This window comes from Plantactinospora sp. A48, assembly GCF_055793945.1.
On the sequence record NZ_JBTIXF010000014.1, the window covers coordinates 15,145 to 32,911 of the forward strand.

13 protein-coding genes and 2 tRNA genes are annotated in these 17,767 nt (G+C 70.2%); 6 read left to right on the plus strand and 9 right to left on the minus strand.

Annotated elements, in window-relative coordinates; translation table 11 throughout:
* The first annotated feature begins 53 nt into the window (after positions 1 to 53).
* From ACXN5W_RS10320 to ACXN5W_RS10335, 4 genes are all read left to right on the plus strand, one after another.
* Positions 54 to 2,618: an FAD-dependent oxidoreductase gene (locus ACXN5W_RS10320; protein WP_473157978.1), complete on the plus strand. Its 2,565-nt coding sequence runs from the start codon at positions 54 to 56 to the stop codon at positions 2,616 to 2,618.
* Between the two features lie 113 nt (positions 2,619 to 2,731).
* Complete coding sequence (locus ACXN5W_RS10325) at positions 2,732 to 3,025, plus strand: putative quinol monooxygenase (protein WP_473157979.1); 294 nt, start codon at positions 2,732 to 2,734, stop codon at positions 3,023 to 3,025.
* On the plus strand, positions 3,022 to 4,278 hold the full coding sequence (locus tag ACXN5W_RS10330) for a cytochrome P450 family protein (protein ID WP_473157980.1): 1,257 nt from the start codon (positions 3,022 to 3,024) through the stop codon (positions 4,276 to 4,278). The genes ACXN5W_RS10325 and ACXN5W_RS10330 overlap by 4 nt, the downstream gene beginning before the upstream one ends.
* A gap of 132 nt (positions 4,279 to 4,410) precedes the next feature.
* The gene (locus ACXN5W_RS10335; RefSeq protein ID WP_473157981.1) at positions 4,411 to 5,208 is read left to right on the plus strand and encodes a TcmI family type II polyketide cyclase; all 798 of its coding nucleotides are present in this window, start codon (positions 4,411 to 4,413) and stop codon (positions 5,206 to 5,208) included.
* 48 nt (positions 5,209 to 5,256) lie between these two features.
* Here ACXN5W_RS10335 and ACXN5W_RS10340 read toward each other — a convergent pair whose 3' ends face one another.
* Positions 5,257 to 6,969, minus strand: a complete 1,713-nt coding sequence (locus ACXN5W_RS10340; protein ID WP_473157982.1) for an ABC transporter ATP-binding protein — start codon at positions 6,967 to 6,969, stop codon at positions 5,257 to 5,259.
* On the minus strand, positions 6,966 to 8,552 hold the full coding sequence (locus ACXN5W_RS10345) for an ABC transporter transmembrane domain-containing protein (RefSeq protein ID WP_473158052.1): 1,587 nt from the start codon (positions 8,550 to 8,552) through the stop codon (positions 6,966 to 6,968). Before ACXN5W_RS10345 ends, ACXN5W_RS10340 begins: the two co-directional genes overlap by 4 nt.
* 222 nt (positions 8,553 to 8,774) lie before the next feature.
* On the opposite strand from ACXN5W_RS10345, the gene ACXN5W_RS10350 reads away from it, so the two are divergent.
* A complete protein-coding gene (locus tag ACXN5W_RS10350) occupies positions 8,775 to 9,539 on the plus strand; it encodes an HAD family hydrolase (protein ID WP_473157983.1) in 765 nt (254 codons plus the stop codon).
* Here the strand turns inward: ACXN5W_RS10350 and ACXN5W_RS10355 are convergent, their stop codons facing one another.
* Positions 9,540 to 10,592: a sigma-70 family RNA polymerase sigma factor gene (locus ACXN5W_RS10355; RefSeq protein WP_473157984.1), complete on the minus strand. Its 1,053-nt coding sequence runs from the start codon at positions 10,590 to 10,592 to the stop codon at positions 9,540 to 9,542.
* 138 nt (positions 10,593 to 10,730) lie between these two features.
* On the opposite strand from ACXN5W_RS10355, the gene ACXN5W_RS10360 reads away from it, so the two are divergent.
* Positions 10,731 to 11,306, plus strand: a complete 576-nt coding sequence (locus ACXN5W_RS10360) for a dihydrofolate reductase family protein (protein ID WP_473157985.1) — start codon at positions 10,731 to 10,733, stop codon at positions 11,304 to 11,306.
* A 147-nt stretch (positions 11,307 to 11,453) separates the two neighbouring features.
* Here the strand turns inward: ACXN5W_RS10360 and ACXN5W_RS10365 are convergent.
* The 6 genes from ACXN5W_RS10365 to gyrB form a co-directional block, all read right to left on the minus strand.
* Positions 11,454 to 11,526 (minus strand) — tRNA-Ala (locus ACXN5W_RS10365).
* 40 nt (positions 11,527 to 11,566) lie between these two features.
* Positions 11,567 to 11,695: a DLW-39 family protein gene (locus ACXN5W_RS10370; protein WP_473157986.1), complete on the minus strand. Its 129-nt coding sequence runs from the start codon at positions 11,693 to 11,695 to the stop codon at positions 11,567 to 11,569.
* Positions 11,696 to 11,741: 46 nt separating this feature from the next.
* Positions 11,742 to 11,815: transfer RNA gene (locus ACXN5W_RS10375), tRNA-Ile, on the minus strand.
* A gap of 156 nt (positions 11,816 to 11,971) precedes the next feature.
* Entirely contained in the window at positions 11,972 to 13,030 is a 1,059-nt protein-coding gene (locus ACXN5W_RS10380; protein WP_473157987.1) for a DUF3566 domain-containing protein, read from the minus strand.
* 3 nt (positions 13,031 to 13,033) lie between these two features.
* The gene (gyrA, locus tag ACXN5W_RS10385; protein ID WP_473157988.1) at positions 13,034 to 15,541 is read right to left on the minus strand and encodes a DNA gyrase subunit A; all 2,508 of its coding nucleotides are present in this window, start codon (positions 15,539 to 15,541) and stop codon (positions 13,034 to 13,036) included.
* Positions 15,542 to 15,667: 126 nt separating this feature from the next.
* Positions 15,668 to 17,611 (minus strand): DNA topoisomerase (ATP-hydrolyzing) subunit B, encoded by a 1,944-nt coding sequence (gene gyrB, locus ACXN5W_RS10390; protein WP_473157989.1) that lies wholly within the window; start codon positions 17,609 to 17,611, stop codon positions 15,668 to 15,670.
* Positions 17,612 to 17,767: the final 156 nt, after the last annotated feature.

The window sequence follows — 17,767 nt, forward strand, 5'->3', positions numbered from 1 at the left end:
CTCGACTCCGCCTCTGTCGTACCGGCTGGCGAGGCGATCCCGTGATCAGGACGATGTCCCGGATACGTGTTCTGCCGGGACTCGAGTCGGCCGTGGAATCCGCCTGGTGGACCGCCGCCCGGGAGCTCCGCGGGCTGTCTGGCAACCTCCGGCGGGACCTGCTGCGGGACGCCACCGAGCCGCGCTGGTTCGTCGTGGTCACCGAGTGGGTCGACGCGGCCGCGTTGCGCGAGTACGAGCGCGGGCCCGTCGCCGCCAGCTTCGCCGAGGCCATCCGCCCGCTGACCGAATCGCCCACCGAAGCCGGCTCGGGCGAACCTTCGGCGGCGGCCTGGTCGCTCGGCTCGGCCGAGCCCGCCGGAGTCAACCAACCCGGCGGGACGGGTGGGGCCAACGGACCAGGCGAGGTGGGGAACGGAACCCACGGACCAGGCGGGGCGGGGAGCGGGGCCAACGGGCCCGGCGGGGCGGATGGTCACCGGGTCATGAGCGACCGGGCCAGCACCGACCCGACGATCTTCGTGGACGTCGAGGTCACCGTGCCGGCCGCCCGGCTCGCCGAGTTCGAGGCCGGGTACGCCCAGGTCACCGCGCGGGTAGCCGGGGTGCCGGGCTACCGGCGCGAGGAACTGCTGCACGAGCCCGGTACGGACACCTTCCACATCTTCGCGGAGTGGCGCAGCGCGACCGAGTTCTTCGACTGGATCGGCGACCCGGACCACGCGCAGCGGGAGGCCGGCCCGATCGCACCGTTCCTGCTCGACTTCCGGCGACGCATCTTCCACCCGGTGGAACTGCCCGCAGCGGGCCGGGAACCGCTTCCCGGAACCGCCCGGGAAGCACTCCCGGAAGCCGCCAGGGAAGCACTCCCGGAAGCCGATCGGGAGGCCGCCCGGGAAGCGCTCCCGGAAGCCGACTGGAAACCACTCCCGGGAGCCGGTTGGGAACCCCGCACGGAGAAGGAGACAGACGTGCAGCAGACGACCACGGACGTACTCGTCGTCGGGGCCGGGCCCACCGGGCTGACCGCCGCCGTCGAGTTGGCACGGCGCGGTGTCGCCTGTCGGCTGATCGAGAAACGGGCCGTGCCACCGGGCCACGCCGACAAGGCGATCGGCGTCCACTGCCGGACCATGGAGATCTGGGCCGAGCAGGGCATCGTGCGGGACGCGATGGACGCCGGGATCTGGCTCACCGGCAACCTGGTGTTCGTCAACGGAGTCCAGGTCGGCCGGGTGGACTGGGACCTGCCCGACCTGCCGTACGCGCATCTCGGCCTGCCGCAGTACGAGACCGAGCGCATCCTCACCGAACGGCTCGGCACGCTCGGCGTACGACCCCAGCGCGGCACCGAACTGGGCGACTTCACCCAGGACGACGACGGTGTGCTGGCCACGCTGCGCACCCCCGGCGGGACGGAGACCGTACGCGCCAAATATCTGATCGGGTGCGACGGCGCGCGCAGCAGGGTCCGCGAGCTGCTCGGGCTCACCTTCACCGGCGGCCTCGGTCAGTTCCCGCAACTGTTCATGCTCTGCGACGTCGACGTGGACTGGGACATGCCGGCCGGCCACCTGCTCCGGTTCATGCACGAGACGGACGGCGAGATGGACGGGATGCTGGTGTGCGTCCCGCTGCGCGGCGAGTCCCGGTACCGGATCGCCACCCTGGCGCCACCCCGGTTCTTCGCCCAGACCGGCGGTCAGGACGCCCCACCCGGATTCAGCGAGGAACTCGCCGAGCCGACGCTCGCCGACCTTCAGGTGGCGCTGGACCGGCTCGCCCCGCCGGGCACCCGGGCGTCGAACCTGCGCTGGTCGTCGGTCTTCCGGATCAGCCACGGCATCGTCGACCGGTACGGCCGGGGCCGGGTCTTCGTGGCCGGTGACGCGGCGCACCTGCACCCGCCCGCCGGCGGTCAGGGCATGAACACCGGCATCCAGGACGCCTGGAACCTGGGCTGGAAGGTCGCGCTGGCGGTCCGGGGCGTCGCCGGGCCCGGTCTGCTGGACAGTTACGAGGCCGAGCGTCGCCCGGAGGGCGCCGAGATCGTCGGACGGGCCGTGCGGATGGCCTTCACCGACGAGCTGGACCGTGAGGATCTCAAGCGGCAGTTCCTCCAGGAGATGGGCATGCTGCTGACGTACGCGGAAAGCCCGCTCGTCGGTGAGTCGCTGGCCGCCCCGGAGGCCCTGGCGGCCGGTCCCGGGCCCGGCGACCGCGCGCCCGACGTCGGTAACCTGTCCCGGCACGGCGTCGGACACCCGCTGCGGCTGCACGAGCTGACCGCCGGCCCCCGGCACACCCTGTTGTGTTACGCGGACGGCTCGGCCACCGACGCGCTGGCAACCGTGCCGGAACTGGTTGCCACGGTCCGTCGGCTCACCGCCGGCGAGATCGACACGTACCTGCTGGTGAGCCCGGACGCGAACGTGCCCGCCCTGCTCGACCCGCCGGTGGTGCGGGATGCCGCGGGGGAGTTCCGGGCCGGGTACGGGGTGGCTGGCTCGGCCGTCTACCTGATCCGCCCGGACGGCCACGTCGGGTTCCGCAGCCAGCCGATCGACGCCGACGCGCTCCGGAAGAACCTGCAACTGGTGTTCGGCGGCCCGCGATGAGCACGGCGCCCACGGCGCCGGCAGCCGGCCCGGCATCCACACCGCCGGCCGCCGTCCCGGTCGCCGCCACGGACCCGACCCCCGGGACGGGTGCGGTGCGCACCGTCCTGGCGATGCGGATCAGGGCGGGTTGCGAGCGGCGGTTCGAAGCGGCGTGGCGCTCGGCCGCCGAGGAGATCCGCCAGTTGGACGGGTGCCTGCGTCAGGACCTCGTACGCGACGCCGACGACCCCCGCGAATACCTGATCATCAGCGACTGGGCGGACCGGGCCAGGCTGGACGCCTTCGGCCGCAGCGAACACCGGGACCGGCTGTTGACCATGATCCGTGAACTGCGTGAATCCGCGCAACGGCACACCTATCAGGTGCTGCACACCGTGCCGAGCGAGTCCGAGGAGGCAGGATGAGCGAGTCCGCCGAACCAGTTTCTCCCGTACCCACATCTCCGGTGCCGGCCGCGGAGCTGTACACCGACGGGTTCGCGGCCGACCCCTATCCCGCGCTGGCCCGGCTGCGGGAAACCCAGCCGGTGTGTCCGGTCAGCTCGCCGCGGTTCGACTCGTACCTGATCACCCGGTTCGACGACGCCCGCGCGGCGTTGACCGACTCCCGGCTGTCGAAGGACCTGTACGGGCCGGGCGAGCACTACCTGCGGATCTTCGGCCCGAATTCGGCGGCGTTGAACAGGAACATGCTCAACTCCGACCCGCCGGAGCACAGCCGGCTGCGCCGGCTGGTGTCGCAGGCGTTCGCGCCGCGCCGGATCGAGGCGCTACAGCCCCGGGTGGCGGCAACCGTGGACCTCCTGCTCGACCGGATCGTCCCGCACGGGCACGCCGACCTGATGCGGGACTTCGCGATCCCGCTGCCGATGACGGTGATCTGCGACCTGCTCGGGATATCGAACACAGACCGGGAACCGCTGCTGGAATGGACCCAGGTGATCAGGACGTCCGGGTCCTCGGGTCGCCGGCCCGAGCAGGAACGGGCGGCCGTGCAGGAGGCCCAGCTCCGGTTGCACCACCTGCTGGCCGACATCGTCCGGGCCAAACGCGACGATCCGGGCGACGACATGCTCACGGCGCTGATCGAGATGTGCGACCAGGACGGCACGCTGTCCGAACGGGAGCTGGTGACAACCACGTTCCTACTGCTGTTCGCCGGGCACCAGACCACCGCCGACTTCCTCGGCAACGCGGTCGTGGCCCTGCTGACCCACCCGGACCAGCTCGAAGTGCTGCGCGGCAAGCCGGACCTGCTGCCCGCGGCGATCGAGGAACTGCTCCGGTTCGACGGCCCGCTGCCGGTGGCCAGCCCCCGGATCGCCACCGAGGACGTCCAGTACGGGGACGTACGCATCCCGGCCGGGTCGATCGTCGGAGTGGCGATCAACGCGGCGAACCACGATCCCGAGTACTTCGCCGACCCGGACCGGTTGGACCTGTGCCGCGAACGCGGCCCGCACATCGGGTTCGGCTACGGCCTGCACTACTGCCTCGGGGTCTCGCTGGCCCGGATGGAGGCACGGATCGGGCTGGGCGAGCTGCTGCGTCGACTGCCGGAACTGCGCCTCGGCGTACCGGTCGAGCAGTTGCGCCGGCTGCCGGCGGCGTCGCCGTTCCGGGGCCTGCTGGAGCTGCCGGTCCGGTTCTCGGTGTGAAAGGTCCCCGGTTCTCGGTGTGAAAGGTCCCCGGTCTCGGGGTGAGAGATCCCCGGTTCTCGGGGTGAAGGTCCCCGGTTCTTCGTCGGAGAAATCCGCCCGAGACCCCCGTTCGAGCCTTGAGGAGCAGCAATGGTCTTCCGGAACGTGATCGTGTGCCACATGGTCCCGGGAAGTGACAAGACGGTCGGTGACGTCTTCGACCACTACGACCGGACCACCCGACCGCAGGATCTCGGTGTGACAGGACGGCGCCTGCTGTCCCACCACGACCTTTACATCCACGTCATCGAGCGCAGGCAGGATCCCCGGATCTCCGGCCAGACCCGTGGGCTGCCGGCGTTCCAGAAGATCGCCGAGGCCATCGGTCCGTACGTGACGCCGTACCCGAAATACTGGAAGAACCCGTCCGACTCGGTCGCGAAGGAGTTCTACCGCTGGCCTCCGGAGGCCGGCGCGAGCGCGACTGCCGGCCCGGAGAACAATTCGGGTACCGGCCCGGAGAACAATTCGGGTACCGGCCCGGGGAACGATTCGGGTACCGGCCCGGGGAACGATTCGGGTACCGGCGCGGCGGCAGGTGCCGGTGCCGACCTGGACACCACGCTGACCGTGATCGTCGGCCGGTTCAAGCCGGGCGCCGAGGCCGACGTGGCGCGCATCTTCGCCGAATCCGACGCCGGGGCGCTGCCGGTCACCCTCGGCGTCACCGGGCGCTGGCTGTACTCGATCGACGACGTCTACGTACACCTGCTGGAGCAGAAAACAGCGGCGGCCGAGGCCACCCGGTCCAGCCACGCCGAGCCGGCCTTCACCCGGATCATGCAGGAACTCGGTCCGTACATCGGCCCGTACGACCCGGAAAGCTGGCACGGTCCGCAGGACTCGGTGGCCACCGAGTTCTACCGCTGGCAGGCTCCGCCGGAGTGATGGACCGGCCGGCCACCAACGCGGGCCGCCGGAGCACGGACCCGGCGGTCAGCCGTGCCACTGGCGCCACAGGGCGGCGTACGGGCCGTCCCGGTCGATCAGGTCGTCGTGGGCGCCCAGTTCGATGATCCGGCCCGCGTCCATCACGGCGATCCGGTCCGCGTCGTGGGCCGTCTGCAGGCGGTGAGCGATGGCGACCACCGTGCGGTTGTGCAGCACGGCGGCCAACGCGCGCTCCGCGGCGCGGGCGGCCCTCGGGTCCAACAGTGCGGTCGCCTCGTCGAGGATCACCGTGTGCGGGTCGGCCAGCAGCACCCGGGCCAGCGCCAACTGCTGCGCCTGGGCACCGGTCGGCGGGTGCTCGCCCAGGTCGGAGTCGAGGTCGGTGGCCCAGTCCGCCCCGACCACCCGCAGCGCCTCGCGTAGCTTGTCGTCCGGTGCCGTCACCATGAGGTTGTTCCGCAGCGTCTCACGGAACACGTGGTGCTCCTGTGTCACCAGCACCACCTGGCGGCGAAGCCGGTCCGGCGGCAGTTCGGCCACCGGCACGCCACCCACGGTCACCGTGCCACTGTGTGGACGGTCCACCCCGGCCAGCAGCCGGCCCAGGGTGGACTTGCCGGCCCCGGAGAGCCCGACGATCGCCAACCGTTCGCCGGGCTGGACCGTGAGGTCCACCTCGTGCAGCACGTCGGGGCCGCCGGGGTAGGCGTACCGGACGCCGGTCACCTCGATCCGGTCGCTCGCCGGGACGGCGGTGACCGTCGCCGGGGCGGGCGGCACGGCGGCCAGCCCTTCGATCCGGGCGAACGACGCGGTGCTGCTCTGTAGTTGCTCCAGCCAGATCAGGATGGTGTCCATCGGCCCGATCAACTGCCGCAGGTACAGGGTGGCGGCGGCGGTCGTGCCCAGCGTGATCCGGCCGTCGAGGTAGAGCAGGCCACCGAGCAGCAGCACGAGCACGACCGGGATGTTGTACGACGCCTCGGCCACCGGGAAGTACACCGACCGTAACCGGAGGGTGGCCAGCCGGCTGCGCCTGGTCCGCGCGATGGCCGCCTGGCCCACGGTCAGCCGCGACCGGTGCAGGCGGAATGCCTCGATGGTGCGTGCCCCGGCGGTGGTCGCGGCCAGTTCCTCGGCCAGTTCCGAGTTGGCCGCCCCCTCCTCCAGGTACGCGTCGCGAGCCCGACGCAGGTACCAGCGCCCGGCGAAGATGAGGCCGGACAGCCCGAGCAGACCCGCCACACCCAGCAACGGGTTGAGCACGACCACCGCGCCGACCAGGAACAGGGCCTGCATGCCGGCCACGGAGACGTTGGGCAACACGTCCCGCAGGCTGCCGGCGACCGCGTCCACATCGGTCGTACCCCGGGCGGCCAGATCGCCCGGGGGTACCCGCTCGATCACCGAGGCTGGCAGACTCAGCGTGCGGGACAGGAAGCCGTTCCGGATGCGCGCCGCGGTTCGCTCGCCGAACCGGTAACCGACCAGCAACGCCCACCGCGCGAGGACCGTCTGGGCCAGCGCGCACAGCAGCACAGCGGCGGCCAGCAGGTCGATCCGGGCGTGGGCGTCGCCGGGTCCGGTGACCGCGTCGATGATCCGACCCAGCAGGTACGGTGCGCCCAGGGCGGCCCCGGCGGCCAGCACGTTCAGCAGCAGCGTGCCGGCGACGGCCCGCTTGTCGGCGGCGATCAGCCGCCCGGCCGCCCGGGCGAGCTGACGGGTGTCGGCGATCGGCAGCGTGCCGGTACTCATCGCACCTCCTCGACCAGGATGGGTGTTTCCCCGCTGAAGGTGCGACTGACCAGGTCGCGATAGCCTGGCTCGCGTTCCGACAGCTCACGGTGCTTCCCGGCGGCGGCGACCCGACCGTTGACGAGGTAGAGCACGACGTCGGCCCGATCCAGCAGCACCGGCGACGTGGTGGCCAGCACCGTGCCCCGACCGGCGCGGGCCGCGATCAGCCGGTCGGCGATGGCCGCCTCGGTGTGCGCGTCGACCGCCGAGGTGGGCTCGGCCGCGAGCAGCATCTCCGGGTTGGCGTGCAGCGCTCGGGCCAGCCGGACCCGCTGCCGCTGGCCACCGGACAGGTTCCGGCCGTCGCGCTCGATGTGGTGGTCGAGCCCGGCGATGTCGGTCGCCACCGCGGCCGTGATCGCCCGCCGGACCGCGTCGTCGTCGCCCTTCGTGTGGCCCGCGACCACGTCCCGCAGGGTTCCGGCGAACAGGTCGGCCTCGTGATCGGCGACCAGGATCCGCTCACGCACCGCAGGTTTCGCCACCTCCGCGATCCGGTAGGGGCCCCAGGTGGCGGCGGTCTGTCCGTACCGGCCGAGCCGGTCGATGATCACGGCCCCGTCCTCGGGCCGGGCCGATGCGAGCACGGTCAGCTGACCCGGCTCGGCGACCACGCCGGACTCCGGATCGCGTAGGACGCTCGGGCCGTCCGGGGCGGCGCCGTCGCCCGGTTCCTCGATCGGCAACCGCAGAAACGCGATGATCCTCCGCGCGGCGATCACCCCTCGGCTGACGTCCCCCGCACTCATGATCAACATCCAGGTGGGTACGACCAGCACCGCCACGTATCCGTACACGGCGACCAGCTCGCCAACGGTGAGCTGGCCACGGACCGTGAGCCGCGCGGCGAGCCAGGTCACCACGGCGAGGAAGATCGTCGGCAACCCGTCGCCCAGCGCGATGATCCAGCTCAGCGCCCCACCCACCCGATAGCCCTCGGCCTGCACGGCCTTCGACTCGGCGGTGTACCGGCGCAAGTGGGCCTCCTTGCCGCCGAGGCCGTTGAGGATGCGCAACCCACCGATCACGTCGACGAGCCTGGCCGCCAGCCGGCCCTGCCGGTCCCGGTACTCACCGCCGGCGGTGTTCAGCCGGTTCAGCAGCGGCCCGAGCAGCACGCCGAGCACCACCACCCCGCCCGCCACCACGAGCGCGACCATTCCGGACACCCGGGTCAGGAGCGTCATGACCACCGCGTACGCGATGATGGCGCCCACTCCGGGCCCGGTCACGGTCAGCGCCCGAGCGACCAACCACACATCCGCGATACCGATGGTGACCACCTCGCCCGCGGTGATCCGCCGGGGTAGCGCCGCGCCCAGGTCGACCGCGTGGGTCATGACCGCGTCAACCGTGCGCAGCCCGCCGTCCAGGCGGATCTTCGTCATCGTCCGGTGCCGGAGGATGCCGAGCGCGGCATTGGCCACGCCCACCACGAAGACCGCCGCGGCCCAGATCACCAGGGGCTCCACCTGCCGCGGGCGCAGGCCACGGTCGATCGCCTGGGAGATCAGGTACGGCGTCACCGCCAGGCTGATCATCCAGAGCGAACTCCACAGTCCGCCGAGGATGATCCGCCGCTTCTGCCGCCACGTCAGCCAGCCCAGGTATCGTCCCGGTCCCCCTGTCCACACCCACCCATCCTGTCCGATCGGCGGGCGAAGACCGAACCGGTTATCCGCTCGGGTCGACTCCCGGACCGCGAGACACTGATCACCTGACCCACCGATCGAGTCATCCGCATCTTCGGAAAGGATGACGGAATGCTTCGCACGCCTCGCGCGCTCCTGCTGGACTTCGGCGGCGTCCTGGTCGACGCACCGTCCCAACCCGCGGCCCCGCCCGAACTGGTGGAACAGCTCGGCCGGCTCGTCGCCGGGATGGTACCCGTCGAGCGGATCACCACCGACCTGGCCAACGGGGCGCGGGCGTACGCGCGGTGGCGGGACGAGGTCGGTCAGGGGGGTGACCCGGTCGAACTGCCGCACGCCCGGGTATGGGCGGACTTCGTCACCCCCACCTGGCCCCCGGCCGCCCGAGCCGCCGTCGAGCGCCAGGCCACCCCGCTGGCGTACGCCTGGACCTGGCGGGGCAGCTGGCAGGTGCGCCCCGGCATCCCGGAGGCGCTGCGGGCCGCCGCCGACGCCGGCCTGCCACTGGCGGTGGTGAGCAACACCCTGTGCGGCGCCGCCCACCGTGACTTCCTGGCCGCCGCCGGCCTGTCGGGCCTGTTCGGCGCCGAGTTCTACAGTGACGAGGCCGGTGTCCGCAAACCCAACCCGCGACTCGCCGAACTGGCCGCCGAGGCCATCGGGGTACCCGTCGGGGACTGCTGGTTCATCGGTGACAGCCTGAACCGGGACATCGCCTGCGCGCGTCGCGCCGGCACCCGGGCGGCGATCCTGATGCGCTCGCCGCGCACCGACCGGGAAGCACCGCAACCCGACCTGACTCCGGACGCCCGGGTCGAGGACGGCCACGGCCTGCTCGCGCTGCTCCACGAGGCGCTGGGTGAAGCGGCTCGATGATCAGGCTCGCCGCCGATCGGAGCTGCCGGTCGACTCCCGGCCCTCGGCGACCCGGCTCGGCAGTGATCGAGGCAGCCCGAACCAGGGCAGCGTGTTGTTCTCGAAACGGGTCATGGCGCTGATCCGGCCGCCCGCGAGAGTGAGCACGTAGAGGCCGGTCCCGTGGCTGAGGCCGTCGGGGGTGCGCAGGTACGCGCCGAAGGCCGGCTGGCCGTTGGCCCGGGTCGGCACGAGGTCGAATCTCCGGCCGGTGCCGAACAACGTGGCACAGAAGCCCGCCACAGCGTCCCGGCCCGCGTACTCGAAGGGCACGGGTGGCATCGAGACGAAGGCGTCGTCGGTCAGCAGGGCCACCAGGGCGTCAAGATCGGCTGATTCCCACGCCTGGACGAACCTGGCCACGATCGCCTCCTCGGCGGGCGAGCCGGCGGCGGGCGGCGGTGTGACGTCCGTCATGGGCAATCGGTGCCGCATGCTGCCGCGCGCCCGTTTGAGGGTGCTCTTGACCGATTCCACCGTCCAATCCAGCATGTCCGCCACCTCGCCGGTCTGGAATCCGAGGACGTCGCGCAGGACCAGAACGGCGAGCTGGCGTGGCGGGAGGGTCTGCTGGGCGGTCAGGAAGGCCAGGGAGATGGATTCGATCTGCTCGTACCGGGCCTCCGGTCCCAGCGGTACGTCCAGCGCCCCGTCAAGCAGTGCGTCGGGGAACGGTTCGAGCCAGGGGACCTCGCCGAGCCGGCTCGGTTCGGGCGGTTCGACGTTGGGCACGTCCCACGCCTTGGCGGCCCGCCGGCTGGCCGAGCGCCGGGCGTTGAGGCAGCGATTTGTCGCGATGCGGTAGAGCCAGGTACGCAGCGAGGCCCGCGCCTCGAACCCGCCGAGCCCCCGCCAGGCGGCCAGCAGCGTTTCCTGGAGCGCGTCCTCGGCGTCCTGCAACGATCCGAGCATCCGGTAGCAGTGCACCTGCAACTCGCGGCGGTACGGCTCGGTCAGCTCCCGGAAGGCGTCGCCGTCGCCGGCACGTGCCCTTGAGATCAGGTCGGCTTCCACATCCCCATCCTCTGCCCAGTCCTCGTCGCACTTCCGGTACCGACACCGGACAACTGCCGAACGGGGCGGTCGGGACGCGCCACTTTTCTGGCGACCCGGTGTCTACCTCATCGACAACGTCGACCGAGGGAGATCGCAATGGGGAGAATCGTCATCACCGAGAACATCTCGCTGGACGGGATCGGGGGTGGTGGACGCCTCCTGGAGTGGGTCGGGCGGATCGGCGGCGAGGCCGCCGAGGTCCTGCTCGACGAGGCGCTGAACTCCACGGCCCTGCTGTTGGGCCGGCACACGTACGAGTTCTTCGCCGGGCGTTGGCCAGCCCGGGACGGCGACTACGCGAACCGGCTCAACGCCATGCCCAAGTACGTCGTGTCGTCGACCATCGACGAACCCAGGTGGAACAACTCGACCGTCCTGCCGCCGGGCGATCCGGTGGACGCGGTGTCGGCGCTGACCCGACGGTTGGACGGGGACATCGTCGTCTACGGCAGCATCCAGCTGGCGCGCACACTGCTCGAACGCGACCTCGTCGACGAGCTGCGACTGATGATCTACCCGGTCGTCATCGGGACCGGTCAACGCCTCTTCGGTGACACCGGCGACCCGAAACGTATGCGTCTGGTCCACACCCGGACTGTCGCTGACGGACTCGCGCTGCTCACGTACCAGCCGGTTCGAGAACCGGAAGGCGACCGCGACAGTCTCGGCTGACCGCGCCGTGGTGGTTCGGCCTGGCTGGCACGGTGGCCGATTCGGCACCGGCCGGTCCGGCCGGACCAACGCCGGCCGATGGTTCCTGAGCGAGCGTCGCAGCACGCCGGAAGTCGCAGCACGCCGGAATCAGATCAGCGGTAAAGGTGGAGCCAAGGGGACTCGAACCCCTAACCCCTGCCTTGCAAAGGCAGTGCTCTGCCAGTTGAGCTATGGCCCCGCGGGCGGAGTCGCCCGGCTGGGGCAGTCCGCTGTGCGGTTCAGCGCAGGTCGGGCGCGGTGGTGGCCTCGTGCCACAGGGCCCGCTCGTCGTTGCTCGCCTTGACCTTGCGGACGACCAGCGCGGCAACACCGACGATGCTGACGACGACCAGGAGCTTCTTCAACATGGGGCTGTCCCTCACGCTTGATGCCGGTCCGATGGTGTTCGAGGTGTGGGGCTAGCTGGAATCGAACCAGCGACCTCAGAGTTATCAGCTCTGCGCTCTAACCGACTGAGCTATAGCCCCGTGTGGCGACGAGCAAGGTTACCGTACGTCCGGATCCGCGCCCAAATCGGGGTGGGACCGCGACGCCGGGTCCGCGCTCGGGCCGAACATACCCGGGTACGCCTCGCCGGGACCACCGCGTTTCCCGTGGTCCCGGCGAACAGGCCGATGGTGCGATCAGTCCCGTTCCGCGAGGGTGACCTCGATGCCGCCCACCAGATCGGCACAGACGTTGTAGATGAACGCCCCCAACGTGGCCAGGGCGGTGAACAGCACCACGTTCACCAGACCGATCAGCGCGGAGGTCCCGATCACGCCCTTCGCGGTGATCCGGAAGCTGCTGGTGCCGGAGCCGCCGCCGGCGCTGACCAGATCGGTCAGGCTGCTGTTGACGGCCTTGAAGACACCCATCGCGTCCAGCGCCAGGTACAGCACCGAGGTCGCGACGATCACCACGATGAACAGCACCACCGACACGGCGGCGGAGAACTTCATCACCGACCACGGATCGATCCGCTTGAGGTTCAGCCGGGCCCGGCGCGGTCCCCGGGAGGCGGCCGAGTTGACCGTGTTGCGGGCGGCCCGTACCGCCTCGGTCACCCGGGCGGCGCCGACGGCCGCGGCACCGCCGATGGTCGCCGGCCGGAACGTGCCGGTGCTCGCCTGGCCCTGCTGACCCGGGCGGGAATCGACCGGGGCACCGCGGCCACTCGGCGCCGTGCCGGGTCGGGCACCGCCCGGCCGGGTGGCGGTCGACCCCAGACGGGCACCGTCGGAGCCGGCGGGTCGACCGGGGGCACCGGCCACGGCGCGGTCCTCGCGGGTGGGCTCCGAACTGGCGGCCGTCGGTACGGCGGCGGTCATCGGGGCGGTGGCGCCGACCGCCGTACGATCATTCGCCGATGTCTTGCCGCTCGACGTGGTGGAACCACCGCTCGACGCCTTGCCGTCCGACGTGGCTGAACTGCCGCCCGACGTCGCGGAACTCGACGTGCCGGGGCCCGACTGGTCGCTCTCGTCCGCACCGGACTCACCATCGGCGTCCGGAGCGCCAGGCGGCGGCGCCATCCCGGGCGCCCTGGTGAACTTCGGGGACGGCGAGTCGGCGGGGACTGCCGCCCGGCCGACCGCCGCGCGGCCGGTCGCCGGAGACGGCCCGCCGCCGCTGGCGGCCTCCTCCTCGACCGGGGTGGTCGAGGCCCCCGCGGTCCCCGACTTCGCCTGTGTCTCCGTCATCAACTAGTCCTGTTCGTCAGGCTCGTCGGCATTGCGAGCAATGGCCACGATTGTTACGCCGTCTGGAAGGTCCATCAACTTGACCCCCATTGTGTTCCGATCGCGAGTACGACGTACAGGCTTCACGGGAGTCCGGATGACACCGCCGTTGCTGGTGATCGCGAACAGCTCGTCGTCCGGACTGATCACGACCGCACCGACCAGCCCGCCGCGCCGCTCAGTGATCTTCGCGGTGAGCACACCTTTACCTCCCCGGCCCTGGACGGGGTATTCCTCGATCGGAGTACGTTTTGCGTACCCTCCGTTGGTTGCCACGAGGACGTCCAAGCCCTCCTTGACCACCTCCATGGCCAGCAGGACGTCCTCGTCGGTGAAGCGCATCCCGATGACCCCGGATGTTGCCCGGCCCATCGGACGCAACGCCTCGTCCGTGGCATTGAACCGTATCGCCTGTGCGTTCTTGGATACCAACAGGAGGTCTTCCTCCGGTCCCGCCAGCGCCGCGCCGACGAGTTCGTCCTCGTCCCGCAGGTTGATCGCGATGATCCCGCCGGAGCGATTGGAGTCGAACTCCTCCAGCCGCGTCTTCTTGACCAGCCCCTTCTTGGTCGCCAGCACCAGGTACGGCGCGACCTGGTAGTCCGGGATCTGGATCACCTGCGCGATCTGCTCCTCCGGCTGGAACGCCAGCAGGTTCGCGACGTGCTGGCCCCGCGCCACCCGGGTCGCCTCGGGCAGCTCGTACGCCTTGGCCCGGTACACCCGGCCCTTGTTGGTGAAGAACAGCATCCAGTTGTGCGTCGAGCCGACGAAGAAGTGGCTGACGATGTCGTCCTGCCGCAGGGTGGCACCGCTGACCCCCTTGCCGCCCCGACGCTGCGAGCGGTAGAGATCGACCTTCGTCCGCTTCGCGTAGCCGGTACGTGTGATAGTCACCACAACGTCCTCGCGGGCGATCAGATCCTCCATCGAGACCTCGCCGTCGAACGGCACGATCTTGGTCCGCCGCTCGTCGCCCCACTTCGCCACGATCTCGCCGAGCTCGTCGGAGATGATCTTCCGCTGCCGTTCCGGCTTGGCCAGGATGTCCTGGTAGTCGGCGATCTCCAGCTCGATCTTGGCCAGCTCGTCGACGATCTTCTGGCGCTCCAGCGCGGCCAACCGGCGCAGCTGCATGTCCAGGATCGCGGTGGCCTGGATCTCGTCGATCGTGAGCAGCTCGATCAGGCCCTGCCGGGCCTCCTCCACCGTCGGCGACCGCCGGATCAGCGCGATCACCTCGTCCAGCGCGTCCAGCGCCTTCACCAGACCACGCAGGATGTGCGCCCGCTCCTCGGCCTTGCGCAACCGGTACGCGGTCCGGCGCCGGATCACCTCGAGCTGGTGCTCGACGTAGTACCGGATGAACTGCGCCAGGTTGAGCGTCCGCGGCACCCCGTCGACCAGCGCCAGCATGTTCGCGCCGAACGTCTCCTGGAGCTGGGTGTGCTTGTAGAGGTTGTTCAGCACCACCTTCGCCACGGCGTCCCGCTTGAGGACCAGCACGATCCGCAGACCGGTACGCCCGGACGACTCGTCCTTGATGTCGGCGATACCGGTGAGCTTGCCGTCCTTGATCAGCTCCGCGATCCGCTCGGCGAGGTTGTCCGGGTTCACCTGGTACGGCAGCTCGGTGACGACCAGGCTCGCCCGGCCGCGCCGATCCTCCTCGACCTCCACCACGGCCCGCATCCGGATCGACCCCCGACCGGTCCGGTACGCGTCCCGGATCGGCCCGGTGCCCACGATCAGACCGTGGGTCGGGAAGTCCGGCCCCTTCACGATCTCGATCAGCGCGTCGAGGGTGTCCGCCTCGTCCACATCCGGGTTCTCCAGGCACCACTGCACGGCCGCGGCGATCTCCCGCAGGTTGTGCGGCGGGATCTTGGTGGCCATGCCGACCGCGATGCCCTCGGAGCCGTTCACCAGCAGGTTCGGGATCCGCGACGGCAGGATCGTCGGCTCCTTGGCCCGGCCGTCGTAGTTGTCCTGCAGGTCGACGGTGTCCTCGTCGATGTCCCGCAGCATCTCCATGGCCAGCGGGTCCAGCTTGCATTCCGTGTATCTCATGGCCGCGGCCGGATCGTTTCCGGGCGAACCGAAGTTTCCGTTGCCGTCGACCAGCGGGTAGCGCAGCGACCAGGGCTGGGCCATCCGGACCAGCGCGTCGTAGATGGCCGAGTCGCCGTGCGGGTGGAACTGACCCATCACGTCGCCGACGACCCGGGAACACTTCACGTAGCCCCGGTCCGGCCGGTAGCCGGAGTCGAACATCGCGTACAGGATCTTGCGGTGGACCGGCTTGAGCCCGTCGCGCACGTCCGGCAGCGCCCGACCGACGATCACGCTCATCGCGTAGTCGAGGTAGGACCGCTGCATCTCCACCTCGAGGCCGACCGGCTCGATGCGGTCGTGCACGACGGCGGTGGCCTGGTCCTCGGGGGTGTCAGCCGGCTCGGGAATATCCGTCACAGTCAACCCTTATCAGTAGCAAAGCCGCATCCAGCCTGTGGATAACGGCTGTGGAAACCAGAAAAGCTGTGGATAACCATGTGGAGGACCGGCCGGCCAGGGGTGGCCGGGCCGGTCCACCAGGGGTCAGATGTCCAGGAACCGCACGTCCTTGGCATTGCGCTGGATGAACGACCGGCGCGCCTCGACATCCTCACCCATCAGCACGCTGAACAACTCGTCGGCCACGGCGGCGTCGTCGAGGGTGACCTGCCGGAGCGTACGGGTGGCCGGGTTCATCGTGGTCTCCCACAGCTCGGGGTAGTTCATCTCACCGAGGCCCTTGAACCGCTGGATGTCGTCCGGCTTGGCGTTCGCCTTCTTCTGCTGGCGCAGCGCGATGAGGCCGTCCCGTTCCCGGTCGGAGTAGGCGTACTGCGCGTCGTCGCCCTTGCGGTTCCACTTGATCTTGTAGAGCGGCGGGGCGGCCAGGTAGACGTGACCCAGCTCGACCAGCGGCCGCATGAACCGGAACAGCAGGGTGAGCAGCAGGGTCTGGATGTGCTGGCCGTCGACGTCGGCGTCGGCCATCAGGACGATCTTGTGATATCGCAGCTTCTCGATGTCGAAGTCGTCGTGGATGCCGGTACCCAGGGCGGTGATCAGCGCCTGGACCTCGTTGTTCTTCAGCACCCGGTCGATCCGGGCCTTCTCCACGTTGAGGATCTTGCCGCGGATCGGCAGGATCGCCTGGGTACGCGGGTCGCGGCCCTGCTTCGCCGAGCCACCGGCCGAGTCGCCCTCGACGATGAACACCTCGGACTCGCGCGGGTCGGTCGACTGGCAGTCGGCCAGCTTGCCCGGCATCGAACCGGACTCCAGCAGCGACTTGCGCCGGGCCAGCTTGCGGGCCTGCTGCGCGGCGATCCGGGCCCGGGCCGCCTGCGACGCCTTCTGGATGATGGTCTTGGCCTCGGCGGGATTGCGGTCGAACCAGTCCACCAGCCACTCGTTGCAGACGCGCTGCACGAAGCTCTTCACGGGGGTGTTGCCGAGCTTGGTCTTGGTCTGGCCCTCGAACTGGGGCTCGGCCAGCTTCACCGAGATGATCGCGGCCAGCCCTTCCCGGATGTCCTCGCCGGAGAGCTTCTCGTCGCCCTTGAGCAGCTTCTTGTCGGCGCCGTACCGGTTGACCACGCTGGTCAGCGCGGACCGGAAGCCCTCCTCGTGGGTGCCGCCCTCGTGCGTGTTGATGGTGTTGGCGAAGGTGTAGACCGACTCGCCGTACGACTCGTTCCACTGCATGGCGATCTCGACCGCCATGCCCTGCTCCTCGGCGCCGAACTCGACAACGGTCTTGTGGATCGGGTTCTTCGAGGCGTTGAGATGCCGGACGAAGTCGGCGATGCCGCCCTTGTAGCAGAAGGTGACCTCGCGCGGCTTGCCGTCCTCTTCCTGGACCCGCTCGTCGCGCAGCGAGATGGTGAGGCCGCGGTTCAGGAAGGCCATCTCCTGGAGCCGCCGGTAGATGGTCTGGAAGTCGAAGTCGACGGTCTCGAACACGTCCGGGTCGGGCCAGAACGACACGGCCGAACCGGTGCGGTCGGTGGTCTCGCCCTTCTCCAGCGGGCCGGGCTTGGAGTTGGTGTACCGCTGCCGCCAGACGAACCCGGACTTGTGGATCTCAACGGCCATCCGGGTGGAGAGCGCGTTCACCACCGAGACGCCCACGCCGTGCAGACCACCGGAGACGGCGTACGACTTGCCGTCGAACTTGCCCCCGGCGTGCAGCACGGTGAGCGCCACCTCGACACCCGGCTTCTTGAGCTTGGGGTGCAGGTCGACCGGGAAGCCTCGGCCGTTGTCGGTGACCTGGACACCGCCGTCGGCGAGCAGGACCACCTCGATGGTGTCGCAATAGCCGGCCATCGCCTCGTCGACGGCGTTGTCCACAACCTCCTGGACCAGGTGGTGCAGTCCCCGCTCACCGGTCGACCCGATGTACATGCCCGGTCGCTTCCGGACGGCCTCCAGGCCCTCCAGTACCGTGATCGACTCGGCGCCGTACTCCTGCTTCTTCTGCGCTGCCACCCTGGCCACTTTCTCGCGCCGTACGCCCTGGTGGGCGCGGTGCGCGGGTTCGGCGGTCGGCCAAGGGGTCTCGGCACAGTGGTCCGCCCGGTTGACTGTCCGGTTACGATCCGTCCTGCGCCGATCGCCGGCGGTCGCCCGCGGATCGCGATCGGA

Coding starts and splice junctions, on each gene's coding strand:
- ACXN5W_RS10320 (WP_473157978.1), top strand. CDS start 54: ATGTCCCGGATACGTGTTCTGCCGGGACTCGAGTCGGCCGTGGAATCC.
- ACXN5W_RS10325 (WP_473157979.1), top strand. CDS start 2,732: ATGCGGATCAGGGCGGGTTGCGAGCGGCGGTTCGAAGCGGCGTGGCGC.
- ACXN5W_RS10330 (WP_473157980.1), top strand. CDS start 3,022: ATGAGCGAGTCCGCCGAACCAGTTTCTCCCGTACCCACATCTCCGGTG.
- ACXN5W_RS10335 (WP_473157981.1), top strand. CDS start 4,411: ATGGTCTTCCGGAACGTGATCGTGTGCCACATGGTCCCGGGAAGTGAC.
- ACXN5W_RS10340 (WP_473157982.1), bottom strand. CDS start 6,969: ATGAGTACCGGCACGCTGCCGATCGCCGACACCCGTCAGCTCGCCCGG.
- ACXN5W_RS10345 (WP_473158052.1), bottom strand. CDS start 8,552: ATGATCAGCCTGGCGGTGACGCCGTACCTGATCTCCCAGGCGATCGAC.
- ACXN5W_RS10350 (WP_473157983.1), top strand. CDS start 8,775: ATGCTTCGCACGCCTCGCGCGCTCCTGCTGGACTTCGGCGGCGTCCTG.
- ACXN5W_RS10360 (WP_473157985.1), top strand. CDS start 10,731: ATGGGGAGAATCGTCATCACCGAGAACATCTCGCTGGACGGGATCGGG.
- ACXN5W_RS10370 (WP_473157986.1), bottom strand. CDS start 11,695: ATGTTGAAGAAGCTCCTGGTCGTCGTCAGCATCGTCGGTGTTGCCGCG.
- ACXN5W_RS10380 (WP_473157987.1), bottom strand. CDS start 13,030: ATGACGGAGACACAGGCGAAGTCGGGGACCGCGGGGGCCTCGACCACC.